The organism is Streptomyces sp. NPDC051561 (genome assembly GCF_044454195.1).
Classification (GTDB): Bacteria; Actinomycetota; Actinomycetes; order Streptomycetales; family Streptomycetaceae; genus Streptomyces.
Genome location: NZ_JBITDM010000007.1, coordinates 87,457 through 102,334 on the forward strand (window position 1 = coordinate 87,457; position 14,878 = coordinate 102,334).

The 14,878-nt window shown below is 72.4% G+C and carries 14 protein-coding genes; 9 read left to right on the forward strand and 5 right to left on the reverse strand.

Annotated features, from left to right (window positions below; genetic code table 11):
* Positions 1–56 precede the first annotated feature (56 nt).
* Genes mutA through meaB form a run of 3 tightly spaced genes read left to right on the forward strand, consistent with a single transcriptional unit; the run spans position 57 to position 5,185 of the window.
* Positions 57–1,940, forward strand: a complete 1,884-nt coding sequence (gene mutA, locus ACIA73_RS18055) for a methylmalonyl-CoA mutase small subunit (RefSeq protein WP_399439520.1) — start codon at positions 57–59, stop codon at positions 1,938–1,940.
* On the forward strand, positions 1,940–4,156 hold the full coding sequence (scpA, locus tag ACIA73_RS18060; protein ID WP_399439521.1) for a methylmalonyl-CoA mutase: 2,217 nt from the start codon (positions 1,940–1,942) through the stop codon (positions 4,154–4,156). The genes mutA and scpA overlap by 1 nt, the downstream gene beginning before the upstream one ends.
* A gap of 6 nt (positions 4,157–4,162) precedes the next feature.
* Positions 4,163–5,185 (forward strand): methylmalonyl Co-A mutase-associated GTPase MeaB, encoded by a 1,023-nt coding sequence (gene meaB / locus ACIA73_RS18065; protein ID WP_399439522.1) that lies wholly within the window; start codon positions 4,163–4,165, stop codon positions 5,183–5,185.
* 43 nt (positions 5,186–5,228) lie between these two features.
* On the opposite strand, the gene ACIA73_RS18070 is transcribed toward meaB, so the two are convergent.
* Positions 5,229–5,735: a hypothetical protein gene (locus tag ACIA73_RS18070; RefSeq protein WP_399439523.1), complete on the reverse strand. Its 507-nt coding sequence runs from the start codon at positions 5,733–5,735 to the stop codon at positions 5,229–5,231.
* Between ACIA73_RS18070 and ACIA73_RS18075 the strand changes: the two genes are divergently transcribed.
* The 4 genes from ACIA73_RS18075 to ACIA73_RS18090 all read left to right on the forward strand — a co-directional run bounded on the left by ACIA73_RS18075 (position 5,724) and on the right by ACIA73_RS18090 (position 8,635).
* Positions 5,724–6,122 (forward strand): MarR family transcriptional regulator, encoded by a 399-nt coding sequence (locus ACIA73_RS18075; protein ID WP_399439525.1) that lies wholly within the window; start codon positions 5,724–5,726, stop codon positions 6,120–6,122. The genes ACIA73_RS18070 and ACIA73_RS18075 overlap by 12 nt on opposite strands.
* 419 nt (positions 6,123–6,541) lie before the next feature.
* Positions 6,542–7,528 carry a dihydroxyacetone kinase subunit DhaK gene (gene dhaK, locus ACIA73_RS18080; RefSeq protein ID WP_399439790.1) on the forward strand — a complete coding sequence of 329 codons (987 nt, stop codon included), beginning with the start codon at positions 6,542–6,544 and terminating at the stop codon, positions 7,526–7,528.
* A gap of 46 nt (positions 7,529–7,574) precedes the next feature.
* Positions 7,575–8,195: a dihydroxyacetone kinase subunit DhaL gene (gene dhaL, locus ACIA73_RS18085; protein ID WP_399439791.1), complete on the forward strand. Its 621-nt coding sequence runs from the start codon at positions 7,575–7,577 to the stop codon at positions 8,193–8,195.
* Positions 8,192–8,635, forward strand: coding sequence for a PTS-dependent dihydroxyacetone kinase phosphotransferase subunit DhaM (locus ACIA73_RS18090; protein ID WP_399439526.1), 444 nt, complete (start codon positions 8,192–8,194; stop codon positions 8,633–8,635). Before dhaL ends, ACIA73_RS18090 begins: the two co-directional genes overlap by 4 nt.
* Before the next feature lie 105 nt (positions 8,636–8,740).
* Here ACIA73_RS18090 and ACIA73_RS18095 read toward each other — a convergent pair whose 3' ends face one another.
* On the reverse strand, positions 8,741–9,262 hold the full coding sequence (locus ACIA73_RS18095) for an NUDIX hydrolase (protein ID WP_399439527.1): 522 nt from the start codon (positions 9,260–9,262) through the stop codon (positions 8,741–8,743).
* A gap of 9 nt (positions 9,263–9,271) precedes the next feature.
* Complete coding sequence (lnt, locus tag ACIA73_RS18100) at positions 9,272–10,894, reverse strand: apolipoprotein N-acyltransferase (RefSeq protein ID WP_399439528.1); 1,623 nt, start codon at positions 10,892–10,894, stop codon at positions 9,272–9,274.
* A 259-nt stretch (positions 10,895–11,153) separates the two neighbouring features.
* Here lnt and ACIA73_RS18105 point away from each other — a divergent pair, with 259 nt between their 5' ends.
* A complete protein-coding gene (locus ACIA73_RS18105; protein ID WP_399439529.1) occupies positions 11,154–12,236 on the forward strand; it encodes an O-antigen ligase family protein in 1,083 nt (360 codons plus the stop codon).
* On the opposite strand, the gene ACIA73_RS18110 is transcribed toward ACIA73_RS18105, so the two are convergent.
* Both ACIA73_RS18110 and ACIA73_RS18115 read right to left on the reverse strand, forming a co-directional pair.
* Positions 12,214–12,777, reverse strand: coding sequence for a hypothetical protein (locus ACIA73_RS18110; protein WP_399439530.1), 564 nt, complete (start codon positions 12,775–12,777; stop codon positions 12,214–12,216). The genes ACIA73_RS18105 and ACIA73_RS18110 overlap by 23 nt on opposite strands.
* On the reverse strand, positions 12,755–13,582 hold the full coding sequence (locus ACIA73_RS18115) for a glutamate racemase (RefSeq protein WP_399439531.1): 828 nt from the start codon (positions 13,580–13,582) through the stop codon (positions 12,755–12,757). Before ACIA73_RS18115 ends, ACIA73_RS18110 begins: the two co-directional genes overlap by 23 nt.
* 80 nt (positions 13,583–13,662) lie before the next feature.
* On the opposite strand from ACIA73_RS18115, the gene ACIA73_RS18120 reads away from it, so the two are divergent.
* Positions 13,663–14,841, forward strand: a complete 1,179-nt coding sequence (locus ACIA73_RS18120) for a glycosyltransferase (RefSeq protein ID WP_399439533.1) — start codon at positions 13,663–13,665, stop codon at positions 14,839–14,841.
* Positions 14,842–14,878: the final 37 nt, after the last annotated feature.

Here is a 14,878-nt window from a genome sequence, read left to right on the forward strand (position 1 = left end):
AAGGTCACAGCCGTTACACCTGCTGCGCCTTTAGCGGACTGGCCTAGCATCTGAGCATGACGGTCCTGCCTGACGACGGGCTCCCCCTGGCCGCCGAGTTCCCTGATGCGACCCATGAGCAGTGGCAGCGCCTGGTGGAAGGCGTGCTACGCAAATCGGGTAAAGACGTCACGGGAGCTGCGGCCGAAGACGCCCTCTCCACCTCCCTCGACGACGGGCTGACGACGCGCCCGCTGTACACCGCCGGTGACGGCCCTCCCTCCGTCGGCCCCGGCCTGCCCGGCTTCGCCCCGTTCACCCGGGGTTCCTCCCCCGCGGGTGCCACGGCGGCCGGCGGCTGGGACGTACGCCAGCGGCACGAGCGGCCCGACCCGGCGCTCGCCAACGAGGCCGTACTGGCCGACCTGGAGAACGGGGTGTCCTCCCTGTGGCTCACGGTCGGTGACGCCGGACTTCCCGTGTCCGGCCTGGAGCGGGCCCTGGACGGGGTCTACCTCGACCTGGCCGCCGTGGCGCTGGACGCGGGCGCCGATGTCGACGCCGCCGCCCGGGAGTTGCTCCGGCTGTACGAGGCCAGGGGCGTCACCCCCGAGGAGGCGCGCGGCAACCTCGGCGCCGACCCGCTGGGCCACGCCGCCCGCACCGGCAGCCACGACCCCGCGCTCGACGCGTCGGCCGCCGCGCTGGCCGGGCTGACCTCCCGTCAGTACCCGGGCCTGCGCGCCCTGGTGGTGGACGCACTGCCGTACCACGAGGCGGGCGGCTCGGCCGTGCAGGAGCTCGGCTGCTCGCTCGCCACCGGTGTCGCCTACCTCCGCAGCCTCACGGAGCACGGCCTCGACGTGGCAGCCGCCCTGCGACAGCTCGAATTCCGGTACGCCGCCACCGCCGACCAGTTCCTCACCATCGCCAAGCTCCGCGCGGCCCGTCGTCTCTGGGCGCGGGTCGCCGAGGCCTGCGGGGCCGCCGGTTGTGGAGCCCAGCAGCAGCATGTGGTGACCTCGTCGGTGATGATGACGCGCCGCGACCCGTGGGTGAACATGCTGCGCACCACGATCGCCTGCATGGCGGCCGGGGTGGGCGGCGCGGACGCGGTGACGGTCCTCCCGTTCGACCAGGCGATCGGCCTGCCGGACGCCTTCGCGCGGCGTATCGCCCGCAATACCTCCACCATCCTCGTCGAGGAGTCCCACCTGTCCCGGGTGGTCGACCCGGCGGGCGGCTCCTGGTACGTCGAGCAGCTGACGGACGAGCTGGCGGCGGCGGCCTGGGAGTGGTTCCAGGAGATCGAGAAGGCCGGTGGACAGGCAAAAGCCCTGCGGTCCGGGCTGGTCGGCGAGCGGATCGCCGCCACCTGGGAGCGCCGCAGCAAGGCGCTGGCCGAGCGGCGTGAACCCATCACCGGCGTCAGCGAGTTCCCGCAGCTCGCCGAGCGCCGGGTCGACCGCGACCCGGCCCCGGCGAAGCCCTCCGGCGGTCTCCCCAGGGTCCGTCGCGACGAGGCGTACGAGACGCTGCGCGCCCGCTCGGACGCGCAGCTGGCCGAGACCGGCTCCCGCCCCAGGGTCTTCGTCGCGGCCCTCGGGCCCGCCGCGGCCCACACCGGGCGGGTCACCTTCGCCGCGAACCTCTTCCAGGCGGGCGGCATCACACCGGTGCACGACCCGGTGACGGTGACCCCGGACACGGTGGCCGAGGCGTTCGTCGCGAGCGGCGCTCGCGTCGCCTGCATCTGCTCCAGCGACGCCCTCTACGCCGAGCAGGCGGCGGACGTCGCCGCGGCGCTCAAGGGGGCGGGCGCGCGGACGGTGTTCCTGGCGGGCCGTGCCGGGGAAGCCGAAGAGACGTACCGGAGTGCCGGCGTGGACGACTTCGTCTTCGCGGGCTCGGACGCGGTGGCCACCCTCACCGCCGTCCTCGACCGTATGGAAGTGAAGTAATGGGCAGCATTCCCGACTTCTCGCAGATCGAGCTGGGCAGGGCGACGGGCAGCGGCTCCGAGGAGCAGTGGCAGGAAGCCGTCAAGGAGTCGACCGGACGCAGCGTCGAGGACCTGGTCTGGGAGACCCCCGAGGGCATCGGGGTGAAGCCGCTGTACACGGAGCAGGACACCGAGGGGCTGGACTTCCTCGGGACGTACCCGGGTGTGGCTCCGTATCTGCGTGGCCCCTACCCCACCATGTACGTCAATCAGCCGTGGACGATCCGCCAGTACGCGGGCTTCTCGACGGCCGAGGAGTCCAACGCCTTCTACCGGCGCAACCTCGCCGCCGGTCAGAAGGGTCTGTCGGTCGCCTTCGACCTGCCGACGCACCGTGGTTACGACAGCGACCACCCGCGCGTCACCGGCGATGTCGGCATGGCGGGCGTGGCGATCGACTCGATCTACGACATGCGCCAGCTCTTCGACGGCATTCCGCTGGACAGGATGTCGGTGTCGATGACGATGAACGGCGCGGTGCTGCCCGTTCTCGCCCTGTACATCGTGGCGGCGGAGGAGCAGGGTGTACCGCCGGAGAAGCTGGCCGGGACCATTCAGAACGACATTCTGAAGGAGTTCATGGTCCGCAACACCTACATCTATCCGCCGAAGCCCTCAATGCGGATCATCTCCGACATCTTCGCGTACACCTCGCAGAAGATGCCGCGCTACAACTCCATCTCGATCTCCGGGTATCACATCCAGGAGGCGGGGGCGACGGCCGATCTGGAGCTGGCGTACACCCTCGCGGACGGTGTCGAGTATCTGCGGGCAGGGCTCGAAGTCGGCCTGGACGTAGACGCGTTCGCGCCACGGCTGTCCTTCTTCTGGGCGATCGGCATGAACTTCTTCATGGAGGTCGCCAAGCTCCGCGCGGCCCGCCTGCTGTGGGCGAAGCTGGTCAAGCAGTTCGACCCGAAGAACCCCAAGTCCCTGTCGCTGCGCACACATTCGCAGACCTCGGGCTGGTCGCTGACCGCGCAGGACGTGTTCAACAATGTGCCGCGCACCTGCATCGAGGCGATGGCCGCGACCCAGGGCCACACCCAGTCACTGCACACCAACGCCCTCGACGAGGCCCTCGCGCTGCCCACCGACTTCTCGGCGCGCATCGCCCGCAACACCCAGCTCCTCCTGCAGCAGGAGTCGGGGACCGGCCGGGTCATCGACCCGTGGGGCGGCTCCGCGTACGTCGAGAAGCTGACCCACGACCTGGCCCGGCGCGCCTGGCAGCACATCGAGGAGGTGGAGGCGGCCGGCGGTATGGCGAAGGCCATCGACGCGGGCATCCCCAAGCTCCGTATCGAGGAGGCCGCCGCGCGCACCCAGGCCCGTATCGACTCCGGGCGCCAGCCCGTGATCGGCGTCAACAAGTACCGGGTGGGGACCGACGAGGAGATCGACGTCCTCAAGGTAGACAACTCGTCCGTGCGGACCCAGCAGATCGCCAAGCTGAAGCGGCTGCGCGAGGAGCGCGACGAGGCGGCCTGCCAGGACGCGCTGCGGGCGCTCACCGCATCGGCCGAGCGCGGCAGCTCGCAGGGCCTGGACGACAACCTGCTGGCCCTGGCCGTGAACGCGGCCCGCGCCAAGGCCACCGTCGGCGAGATCTCGGACGCCCTGGAGAAGGTCTACGGGCGGCACGCGGGCCAGATCCGTACGATCGCCGGTGTGTACCGCAACGAGGCAGGAGAGTCCCCTTCCGTGGAGCGCACCCGTGCACTGGTCGACGCCTTCGAGGAGGCGGAGGGCCGCCGTCCGCGCATCCTGGTCGCCAAGATGGGCCAGGACGGGCACGACCGCGGCCAGAAGGTGATCGCCACCGCCTTCGCCGACCTGGGCTTCGACGTGGACGTCGGCCCGCTGTTCCAGACCCCGGCGGAGGTCGCACGGCAGGCCGTCGAGGCGGATGTGCACATCGTCGGTGTCTCCTCGCTCGCGGCCGGCCACCTCACTCTGGTCCCGGCGCTGCGCGAGGAACTGGCGGCGGAGGGCCGCGAGGACGTGATGATCGTGGTCGGCGGTGTGATCCCGCCGCAGGACATCCCCGCGCTGCACGAAGCGGGTGCCACCGCGGTCTTCCCGCCCGGCACGGTGATCCCGGACGCGGCGTACGACCTGGTGACGCGGCTGGCCGCCGACCTGGGGCACGAGCTGACGACAAGCAAGGACTGACACCGGATGCCGCCGAAGATCGACCTCGATGCGTACGTCAAGGGCGTACTCGACGGCAAGCGGGCCTTCGTGGCCCGGGCGATCACGCTCGTCGAGTCGTCCCGCCCGGACCACCGGCAGCTCGCCCAGAAGCTGCTGGCCGAGCTGCTGCCGCACGCGGGTGCGGCCCGCAGGATCGGCGTCAGCGGGGTGCCGGGGGTCGGCAAGTCGACGTTCATCGATGCGTTCGGGACGATGCTGACGGGGCTCGGGCACCGGGTCGCGGTGCTCGCCGTCGACCCGTCGTCCAGCCGGACCGGCGGCTCCATCCTGGGCGACAAGACCCGGATGGAGCGGCTGGCCGTCGATCCGGCGGCCTTCGTCCGTCCGTCCCCGTCGGCGGGCACGCTGGGCGGGGTGGCGCGGGCGACGCGGGAGGCGATGGTGGTCGTGGAGGCCGCCGGTTACGACGTCGTACTGGTGGAGACGGTCGGCGTCGGCCAGTCGGAGACGACGGTGGCGCAGATGGTCGACTCCTTCCTGCTGCTCACCCTCGCCCGCACTGGCGACCAGCTCCAGGGCATCAAGAAGGGCGTCCTGGAGCTGGCGGACGTGGTCGCGGTCAACAAGGCCGACGGCCCGCACGAGCGCGACGCCCGCTCGGCGGCACGGGAGCTGGCCGGCGCACTTCGCCTGATGCATCCCCAGGATCCCCACCCCGTTCAGGCGGGGGAGGCCCCACGGGCCGACGTCAACTGGACTCCCCCGGTGCTCACCTGCAGCGCCCGCGAGTCCGCCGGGCTCGACACCGTGTGGGACCGCCTGGAGCAGCACCGCACCCTCCTCGACTCCTCCGGGCGGCTGACCGCCAAGCGGGCCGGGCAGCAGGTGGACTGGGCCTGGGCGATGGTCCGGGACGAACTCCTCGGCCGGCTGCATTCCCATCCGGAGGTACGCCGGGTCACTCCCGGCGTCGAACAGGCACTGCGGGACGGACAGTTGACCGCGACCATGGCCGCCGAGCGCATCCTGGGCGCGTTCGAGGAATAGCCGCGCCCCCGGCACCGCGCATGGCCGCACCCCCCGCACCGCTTCACTGGAGCGCCGCCGGCTCCCGCTCGGGCAGCAGGAGTTGGCGGCGGACGAGGCCTGTCATCCAGATCAGGGTGAAGGGGATCACGGTGATGTTCTTCAGCGCCAGCAGGCAGGCGAAGTGGAGCTGATGGCCGGGCTCACCCTCGGCGGGGGCGAGCAGCCGCTCCGGCACGAAGTCGAAGACGAACATGGCCGCGAGGAGCAGCACCCCCTGCCCGGCGAGGTACGGCAGGAAGGTGCGCCCTGTCGTCGGGTACCGCTTCGGGGCGCCACCCCGGCCGCCCCGGCCGACCTCCGGGTCCTTGCGGAGGGCCACTTGCACGAGGTAGGCGACGAGCAGGACGCGCGAGGCGAGGGTGAGGGCTTCCAGGGGCAGGCGCGGCATATCGTCGACGAGGCGGGCGAAGAAGCGTTCGGTGCCCGCGACGAGACCCAGGGCGGTGAGGGGGACCAGGCGGGAGAGGTGGAAGCGCGGGGCCCAACCGGGTGTGTGGTGCTCTACCACGAGGCCGTCGGACGTCGGCTCGGGCTGAGTGCGACGGATCAGCGCGCGTTGAGCCTGGTGGGACGGGAAGGCCCCTTCACCGCAGGAGAGCCGGCTCGTCGGATGGGTGTCACCTCCGGTGCCGCCACCGGGCTGATCGACCGGCTGGAACGGGGTGGGCACCTTCGGCGCGAGGCCGATCCCGGCGACCGTCGGCGCACCCTGGTCAGGTCCACGGGAAACCGGCGGGACACCGGCCCGCTGCAGGACCTCTCCCGGGCCATGGGCGCGATGATGGCCCGCTACGGCCCCGACGAACTGGCGGCCATCGGGGATTACGTCCGCCGGACCATCGACGTACTGGAGGAACAGACCCGGCGGCTCGGACAGGAAGCCGCCACTCAGTAGCTGTTCCGATCATGATTGAGCGGCAGTTATCCTCGGATCCGGAGTGGGGACCAAGCTCCGTGAACGCCCCGGGGTGCTCAGCCACTTGCTTTCCCGCTGCCCTGGGCGGACAAGGGCCAGCTGGAGCCGCATCGCCGACAAACGCGACTCCAGCCCCGGCCCTCCCACGGGGAGACTTCCCGCATCCCCCCGGGTGGAGGGCCACGCGCGAAGCCGGGACGGCCGAACCGTCCGCTTCGCGCCAGGCGGCCATCGCCACCCGAATGGGCGGTGGCCGCCACCCCAGGCTACGCCGCCGCGGCCGTTGGTTGCACCCTCAACCAGTAATCGTCCCTGCCGCCACACCCCTCACCAACTGCACGGTGACGGTATTAACTTGGGACCCCAGCTGCCGAAATCTGCCGGAGGCCCCCGTGAAGATGCTCATGAACGTCCCCGAGACCGTCGTCACCGACGCCCTGCGCGGAATGGCCGCCGCCCACCCCGAACTGACCGTCGACGTGGAGAGCCGGGTGGTCGTGCGGCGCGACGCCCCCGTCGCGGGGAAGGTGGGAATCGTCTCGGGTGGCGGCAGCGGGCACGAGCCGTTGCACGCGGGGTTCGTGGGGCCGGGGATGCTGTCGGCCGCCTGCGCGGGTGAGGTCTTCACCTCGCCGGTTCCGGACCAGATGGTGCGGGCTGCGGCGGCCGTGGACTCCGGGGAGGGGGTGCTGTTCGTGGTGAAGAACTACACCGGGGACGTCCTCAACTTCGACATGGCGGCCGAACTGGCCGAGGAGGAGGGCATCCGGGTCGAGAAGGTGCTGGTCAACGACGATGTGGCGGTGACCGACAGCCTGTACACGGCTGGTCGGCGCGGCACCGGGGCGACCCTGTTCGTGGAGAAGATCGCCGGAGCGGCCGCCGAGGAGGGTGCCCCGCTGGAACGGGTGGCGGAGGTCGCCCGGCGGGTGAACGGGGCGGCACGGAGCTTCGGGGTGGCGCTGAGCGCCTGCTCCACCCCCGCCAAGGGCAGCCCGACCTTTGAACTACCGCCGGGTGAGCTGGAGTTGGGTGTCGGCATTCACGGTGAGCCGGGCCGCGAGCGACGCGCCATGATGACGGCGCGGGAGATCGCGGACTACACGGTGGACGTGATCCTGGAGGACCTGCGGCCCACCGGCCCGGTGCTGGCGCTGGTGAACGGGATGGGTGCCACTCCCCTGCTGGAGCTGTACGGGTTCAACGCCGAGGTGCAGCGGGTCCTTACCGAGCGCGGGGTGGCCGTCGCCCGTACCCTCGTCGGCAACTACGTCACGTCCCTCGACATGGCGGGCTGCTCGGTGACGCTGTGCCAGGCGGACGAGGAGCTGCTGCGGTGGTGGGACGCGCCGGTGCAGACCGCCGCGTTGCGCTGGGGACGCTGAGGTGGTGGGCCGGGTGGGTGCACACGAGGGAACGGAGAGGGAATTGGTGCTGGACGCCGGATTCTTCGGTCGGTGGATGAGGAGCACGGCCGCCGCCGTGGAGGTGGCGGCGGACCGGTTGACGGAGCTGGACTCCGCCATCGGGGACGCCGATCACGGGAGCAATCTGCGGCGCGGTTTCGCAGCCGTCGCGGCCGCACTGGAAAAGGAGCCGCCGGGAACGCCGGGCGGGGTACTGAACCTGGCGGGGCGGCAGTTGATCTCCACGGTGGGCGGCGCTTCGGGGCCGCTGTACGGGACCCTGCTGCGACGTACGGGCAAGGCGCTCGGGGACGGCACGGAGGTGACGGTGGCGGAGTTCGCCCGGGCGTTGCGGGCGGGGGTGGATGCCGTGGCGAAGCTGGGCGGGGCGGTGGCCGGGGACAAGACCATGCTGGACGCGCTGCTGCCGGCGGTCGAGGCGCTGGAGGGCGCGGCCGACGATGACGCCGCGGCCGCTTTCGGTGCCGCGCGCGAGGCCGCCGAGAGCGGTGCTCTCGCCACGGTGCCGCTCCAGGCGCGCAAGGGGCGGGCGAGTTATCTCGGTGCGCGCAGCGTCGGGCATCAGGACCCCGGAGCCACCTCGGCGGCGCTGCTCGTCCGTACGCTCGCGGAGGTGGCGGCATGAGTGCGGCCGGCCCCTCGCAGGAGAAGCTCGTCGGGATCGTGCTCGTCTCGCACAGTGCGGCCGTCGCCACCTCGGTCGCCGAGCTGGCGCGGGGCCTCGCGGGCGGCGGCCCGACCGCACCCGTGGCCGCGGCGGGCGGGGACGCGGACGGTGGCCTCGGTACGAGCGCGGAGCTGATCGCCTCGGCCGCCCGGTCGGTGGACCGGGGTGCGGGCGTGGCCGTGCTGGCCGACCTGGGCAGCGCCGTACTGACGGTGAAAGCACTGCTGACGGAGGCGGAGGAGGACGGTGAGGACGCCGAACTGCCGTCCGGCACCCGCCTGCTGGACGCCCCCTTCGTCGAGGGCGCGGTCGCCGCCGTCGTCACCGCGTCGGCGGGCGGTCCGCTGGACGCCGTCGAGGCGGCGGCAGCAGAGGCGTACACGTATCGCAAGATCTGACGCCCGACCGGCACCGGCAGCAGACCCCGCACCGGTCCAGGCGCCGGCGGTACCTCACTCCCGCGACCACCTCGCCGGAATGTACCGTCGGCGCCCCTCGGGCCGCTAGTGGCCCTCGGGTGTGACGCCCACGCCCGCCACACCGGGCTCCGTGTCCTCCGCCGGGGCGAACCAGGTCGGCTCGTTCGCCAGCGCCTGCTTGATCCGGAAGGTGGCGAACTCGCGCATCTCGGGCAGCGCGTCCACCGGGAACCAGGCCACCTCCAGGGACTCCTCGTCATTCACCCTGGCCTCGCCGCCGGTCGCCCGGCAGGCCACCGTGACGTCCATGAACTGGCAGATGTCGCCGTTGCCGTACTGCACCGGCTTCAGCGTCTGGACCAGGACGACCCGTTCCACCTCGACCTCGACGGCCGTCTCCTCGAACACCTCGCGCACCGCCGCCTGCGCGGGCTGCTCGCCCGGCTCGGGGATGCCACCGACGACCGACCACTCGCCGTTGTCGGAGCGTCGGCCGAGCAGCACCCGGCCCTGCTCGTCGAAGACGACGGCCGTCACACCGGGGAGGTAAAGCAGCTGGTGACCTGCGGTGGAACGGAGGTTCTTGATGAATTCGGGAGTAGCCATGACTCGACCCTAAGGGACGTCGGAGGTGCCCTTCGCGGTGCGCCGGGCGCGCATCGAGCGGACCGTGGCCCACCCGAGGGCGGCCACGCCGAGCAGCCCGAGCGCGACCTCCGGGGCGATGCCCGCCCTGGTCGCCGGGGTCAGCGAGGACCGCAGCGGGATCTTCGCGACGAGGGCGTCGGGCACGAACATCTCGGTCTGCCGGACGACCTTCCCGTCCGGCTGGATGACCGCGCTGACGCCGCTGGTGACCGGCACCAGGACCGCCCGCCCGTGCTCGGCGGCGCGCACCCGGCTCATGGCGAGCTGCTGGTAGGTCATCTCGCTGCGGCCGAAGGTGGCGTTGTTGCTGGGCACGGCGATGACCTGGCCGCCGTGCACCACGGTGTCCCGTACGGCGTCGTCGAAGGCCGCCTCGTAGCAGGTCACCAGGCCGACCTTGGTGCCCGCCATGTCGAAGACGCCGACCTTCCCGCCGGGGCCGAAGTCGCGCCGTACCCGGTCCACGTCCTTGCTGAAGATCCGGGCGAAGTCACGCATCGGCATGTACTCGCCGAACGGCTGGATGTGCCGCTTGTCGTAGGTGTCGACCGGGCCGCGCTCGGGGTCCCACTGGATGAGGGTGTTGCGCAGCGGGCCGGTCTCGGGGGTGAGGACCGCGCCGATGGCGACGGGGACACCGATGGCGTCGACGGCCTTGTCGATGGCTTCCCTGGCGTCGTAGTTGCGGTAGGGGTCGAGGTCGGAGGAGTTCTCCGGCCAGATGACGAAGTCCGGCGCGGGCTCCTTGCCGGCCTTCACCTCGGCGGCGAGCTGTTCGGTGCGACGCGCGTGGTTGTTGAGCACGGCGGCGCGCTGGGCGTTGAAGTCCAGTCCCAGGCGCGGCACATTGCCCTGGATCAGGGCGGTGGTGGCGGTGCCGTCCTCGGCGGAGTCGTCCAGCAGCGGGAGCGCGGCCAGCGAGGCGACCAGCGGCAGGAGTACGGCCACGGCCGCAGCCGTGACGCCCGCCCGGGACACGGCCCTGGTGCTCCGGTATGCAAGGAACTGCCGTACGCCCTCGAAGAGTCCGAAGCCGCACAGGGCGACCGCGAACCCCAGCAAGGGCGTCCCGCCGAGCGCGGCCAGCGACAGGAACACCCCGTCGGCCTGCCCGAACGCGATCTTCCCCCAGGAGAAGCCCTCGAACGGGAAGCGGGCCCGCAGCCCCTCCCCCACGATCCACAGCCCGGCCGCCCACACCGGCCACCACGGCAGCTTGGAGACCGCCGCGATCCCCATACCGGCGAAGGCCACGAACAGCGCCTCCAGCAGGGTCAGCGCCAGCCACGGCACCGGCCCGACCTCCTCGCCGGTCCACGACAGCAGCGGCAACAGGAAGCCGAGCCCGGCCAGCAGCCCGAGCCCGAATCCGGCGCGCAGCCGGCGCCCGTAGAGGGTCCAGCCGAGCAGGGCGAACCCGGGCAGCGCCAGCCACCACAGGGGCCGGGGCGGGAAGCTGGCGTACAGCAGCAGTCCGGAGACGGCGGCGGCGAAGGGCCGCGCCAGCCGCAGAAGCAACCGGGGCAGTCCCTTGCGGGAGGCGTCCGGGGCCGTTTCCGGCTGGTTCATGGGGGTGATGGTGGCGCTCACCCGGCGGAGTCTACGGTGGCGGCCGGGGCCGGGAGCAGGGCGGTCCTGGCATGCGTGAATCGAGGCACCTACCAGTGGCACGACACATGTGACACGAGGCATCTGCCGTTGGCACGGTGCCGAAGCATCGTTCCTGCACGATCTTGTGCGATACGTCCACAAAGCCCCGTCACTCCCGTTAGCGTGTGCGCCAGTGCCTGCCCAGCGGTCAGTTCCGGCCGTTGCGGGCGGGCCCCGTCAAGGTCGGGGGGCGACGGGGATGGACACGAGGGACGACAGGCCCGCATCCGGCGGTGCGCAGGACGCCCGGGAGTCGCGGGAGCACCGCGGGCTGACCGAGGTGGCCGGGGTGGTGGTGCTCGGCGGGTGTGCGCTGTGGGCGCTGGTCTGCGGAGCCGGGCGGGAGGCGCGTCCCGAGGGGGTGCTGCTCGCGGTGCTGGCGGTCGCGGCCGGGTACGCGTGCGGGCGGATCTTCGGCACTCTGCTGCCGGTGCTCGCCGCCACCGGGCTCTCGCTCGGTGCGCTCGGGCTCGCGCTGGCTTCACGGGAGGGCATGCCCGGCTCGATCGCGTACCCCGCGCCGGGGCACACGGGTGCGGCCGCGGCGCTGCTGGTGCTGGCGGCGGGGGCGGCGTGCTGCGCGGCGGGGGCGGCGAGGCCACCGGCGCTGCGGGTGCTGCTGCGGCTGGTGGCGCTGGGTGTGGCGGGAGTGGCGCTGGCGCTGGGGTCGGAGGCCGGGTTCGCGGCGGCGCTCGGGATCCTGCTCTGCTCGCTGGCCGCGGTGCGGATGCGGCAGCGACTGCTCGGCCTGGCGGGGCTCGCGGTGGCCACCGTGCTGGTGGCAGGCGCCTCCTGGGCGGTTGCCGAGGACGTACTCCCGGAGGGTCTGACCGCCTCGCTGGAGGGTCAGCTCACCCAGAACCGGGTGGAGCTGTGGCAGGACGCGCTGGCCATGGCGAAGGACAACCCGCTGCGCGGGGTCGGTCCCGAGCGGTTCGGCGAACTGAGCGTGACCACCCGCCAGTCGGTGAACTCCGACGGCAAACCGCACTCGGCGCCCCTCCAGCAGGCGGCCGAGCAGGGGATACCGGGCGTGGTGCTGCTCGCGACGGCCTTTGGCTGGCTGCTGTACGAGCTTCTGCGCTCCCCCAGATCCACCCAGGTCGTCCTCACGGCGGGCGCCGCGCTGACCGCGCTGGCCGCCCTGGCGAGCATCGGCAACGCGTTGAGCTTCACACCGGTGACGGCGGGGGCGGCGCTGCTCGCGGGCCTGGCCTCGGCACGGCTCCAGCCCGGCGAGTCAGCGGGTCCGCTGCCGCTCAGGCGCCCGGGTTCTCGGTGACGGGGTTGAGGCGCAGGAGCCGGTCGCGCACCGCGTGCACCGCGCCCGCGGCGTCGTCGACGGTGACCGTGAACACCCGGCCGTCGCCGAGCCGCAGCACCAGGCCCTCGCCGCGCCGGACCACCACGGCGGTGCCCTGCTCGGGCCGCCACCGGTAGCCCCAGCCGCCCCACTGGCGCGGCGTGACCCGGGGCGCGAACTCCACGGCGGTCACATGGGAGAGGGGAATGCGGCGGCGCGGCAGACCGATGTGGCCGCAGCGCACTTCGAAGGCTTCGTCGTCGACCTTGACCGCGACATGCACGAAGGCGAGCGTCCCGAAGATGACCATCACGCCGACCAGGACGCAGCCGGTCACGGCCATCAGGAGCGGGATGATCCCGGAGACCCACGAGGAGTCGACGGCGAGCTCGATGCCGAGCGCCAGGAAGGCGGCACCTGATGCGGAGAGCAGCCACTGAGCGCGGTTGGTGGCGCGTCCGGTCCAGCTCGCGGGGGCACTCTCGGCGGGCGGGCCGTCAGGTCCGGGGAAGTCCCTCATGCGTAGCAGCGTACTCACGATCCGCGTTCATGGCAGCCAGCAGACGGCCTTCGGCGTAGGCCAGCGCCGGGGTGGTGAGCGTGCGGGACTCCCGGCCACTGAGGAGAACCGTGAGGTGGGAGCTGGGGTCGGCGGCGGGCGCGGGTTCGGCGCCAGCCCGGCGAAGTGCTTGTGCGGCGACGGCCTCGGCGGAGCCCAGGAGCACCAGCGGCTGCGGGGCGCCGGGCTGCTGGAGGGCGGCCCGGATGCGCTCGGCGACGAGTTCGTAGTGGGTGCAGCCGAGGACCACGGTCCGGACGTCGGGCGGGGTGAGGGCGGCGGCCGCGGCCACCGCCCGGTCGATGGCCGCCTCGTCGGCGACCTCCAGCGCGTCGGCCAGTCCGGGACAGGGCACCTCGGTGACGTCCACCCCCGCCGCGAAGTCGCGGATCAGGCCGCGCTGGTAGGGGCTGCCGGTGGTGGCCGGGGTCGCCCAGATCGCGAAGGGGCCGCCACCGACGGCGGCGGGCTTGATCGCGGGGACGGTGCCGATGACCGGGATCTGCGGTTCCAGTGCGGCGCGGATCGCGTCCAGGGCGTGCACGGTGGCGGTGTTGCAGCCGATGATCAGCGCGTCCGGCTTCTGGGCGGCCGCCGCGTGGGCCACGGCGAGCGCGTGCGCCCTGATGTCGTCGGGGGTTCGGGGCCCCCAGGGCATCCCGTCCGGGTCGGAGGCGACCACCAGGTCCGCGTCGGGCCGCAGCCGGTGCACCGCGGCCGCCGCCGCGAGCAGGCCGATTCCGGAGTCCATGAGCGCGATCTTCACCTGGTCACCTTAGTCGAATGCTTCGAACGCCCCCTGCGGCGTCCTCCCGCTGAGGGCCGTTCCTGCGTCAGACTGCGGCAGTGAGCGTCGTCGCGTGGGCTGCCGTGGGATCACTGACCGTCTGGCTTTGGCTGTTGCTCTGCCACGGCTTCTTCTGGCGCACGGACCAGCGTCTGCCGCCGTCCGCCGAACCCGCCGAGGGCCGGTGGCCGTACGTCGCCGTGGTCGTCCCGGCCCGGGACGAGGCCGAGATGCTGCCCAGGAGCCTGCCGTCCCTGCTGACCCAGGACTATCCGGGCGGCGCCGAGGTGATCCTGATCGACGACGGCAGCAGCGACGGCACCGGCAAGCTGGCCCGCTCCCTGTCGCTCCGTTACGGCGGGCTGCCGCTGACGGTCGTCTCCCCCGGCGAACCGGGTCCCGGCTGGACCGGAAAGCTGTGGGCGGTGCGGTACGGCATTGAGCTGGCCCGGGCCGTCGCCCCGACGTATCTGCTGCTCACCGACGCCGACATCGCCCATGAGCCGGACAGTCTGCGGAAGTTGGTGGCCGCCGCGCACGGCAGCAGCTACGACATGGTGTCGCTGATGGCCAGGCTGCGGGTGCGCAGCGACTGGGAGCGGCTGCTGGTGCCGGCCTTCGTGTACTTCTTCGCGCAGCTCTACCCGTTCCGGCGGGTGAACCGTGCGCGGTCCACAACGGCCGCGGCGGCGGGCGGCTGTGTGCTGCTGCGCACCGAGGCAGCGGTGCGGGCGCGGGTGCCGGAGTCGATCCGTGGTGCGGTGATCGACGATGTGGCGCTGGCACGGGCGGTGCGGCGCTCGGGCGGACGTATCTGGCTGGGGCTCGCGGAGCGGGTGGACAGTGTGCGCCCGTACCCGCACCTCGGCGACCTGTGGCGGATGATCTCGCGCAGTGCGTATGCCCAGTTGCGGCACAACCCGCTGCTGCTGCTCGGCACGGTGCTGGGGCTGGCGCTGGTGTATCTGGTGCCGCCGTACGCGCTGGGCGCCGGGCTGCTGACCGGGGACGCGGCGGCCGGCTGGGCGGGGCTCGCGGCGTGGGCGGTGATGGCGGGATCGTATCTGCCGATGCTGCGCTACTACGGGCAGACGTCCGCGCTGGCGCCGCTGCTGCCGGTCACCGCACTGCTCTACACGCTGATGACGGTGGACTCCGCCGTGCGGCACTACCGGGGCCGTGGCGCGGCCTGGAAGGGGCGTACGTACTCCCGTCCCGAGGCCGCGCCGGACCGCTGAACTTCCCTGCGGGTGAACCTCCGTGGGGAGCTTCCCC

Coding starts and splice junctions, on each gene's coding strand:
- mutA (WP_399439520.1), top strand. CDS start 57: ATGACGGTCCTGCCTGACGACGGGCTCCCCCTGGCCGCCGAGTTCCCT.
- scpA (WP_399439521.1), top strand. CDS start 1,940: ATGGGCAGCATTCCCGACTTCTCGCAGATCGAGCTGGGCAGGGCGACG.
- meaB (WP_399439522.1), top strand. CDS start 4,163: ATGCCGCCGAAGATCGACCTCGATGCGTACGTCAAGGGCGTACTCGAC.
- dhaK (WP_399439790.1), top strand. CDS start 6,542: ATGCTCATGAACGTCCCCGAGACCGTCGTCACCGACGCCCTGCGCGGA.
- ACIA73_RS18090 (WP_399439526.1), top strand. CDS start 8,192: ATGAGTGCGGCCGGCCCCTCGCAGGAGAAGCTCGTCGGGATCGTGCTC.
- ACIA73_RS18095 (WP_399439527.1), bottom strand. CDS start 9,262: ATGGCTACTCCCGAATTCATCAAGAACCTCCGTTCCACCGCAGGTCAC.
- ACIA73_RS18105 (WP_399439529.1), top strand. CDS start 11,154: ATGGACACGAGGGACGACAGGCCCGCATCCGGCGGTGCGCAGGACGCC.
- ACIA73_RS18110 (WP_399439530.1), bottom strand. CDS start 12,777: ATGAGGGACTTCCCCGGACCTGACGGCCCGCCCGCCGAGAGTGCCCCC.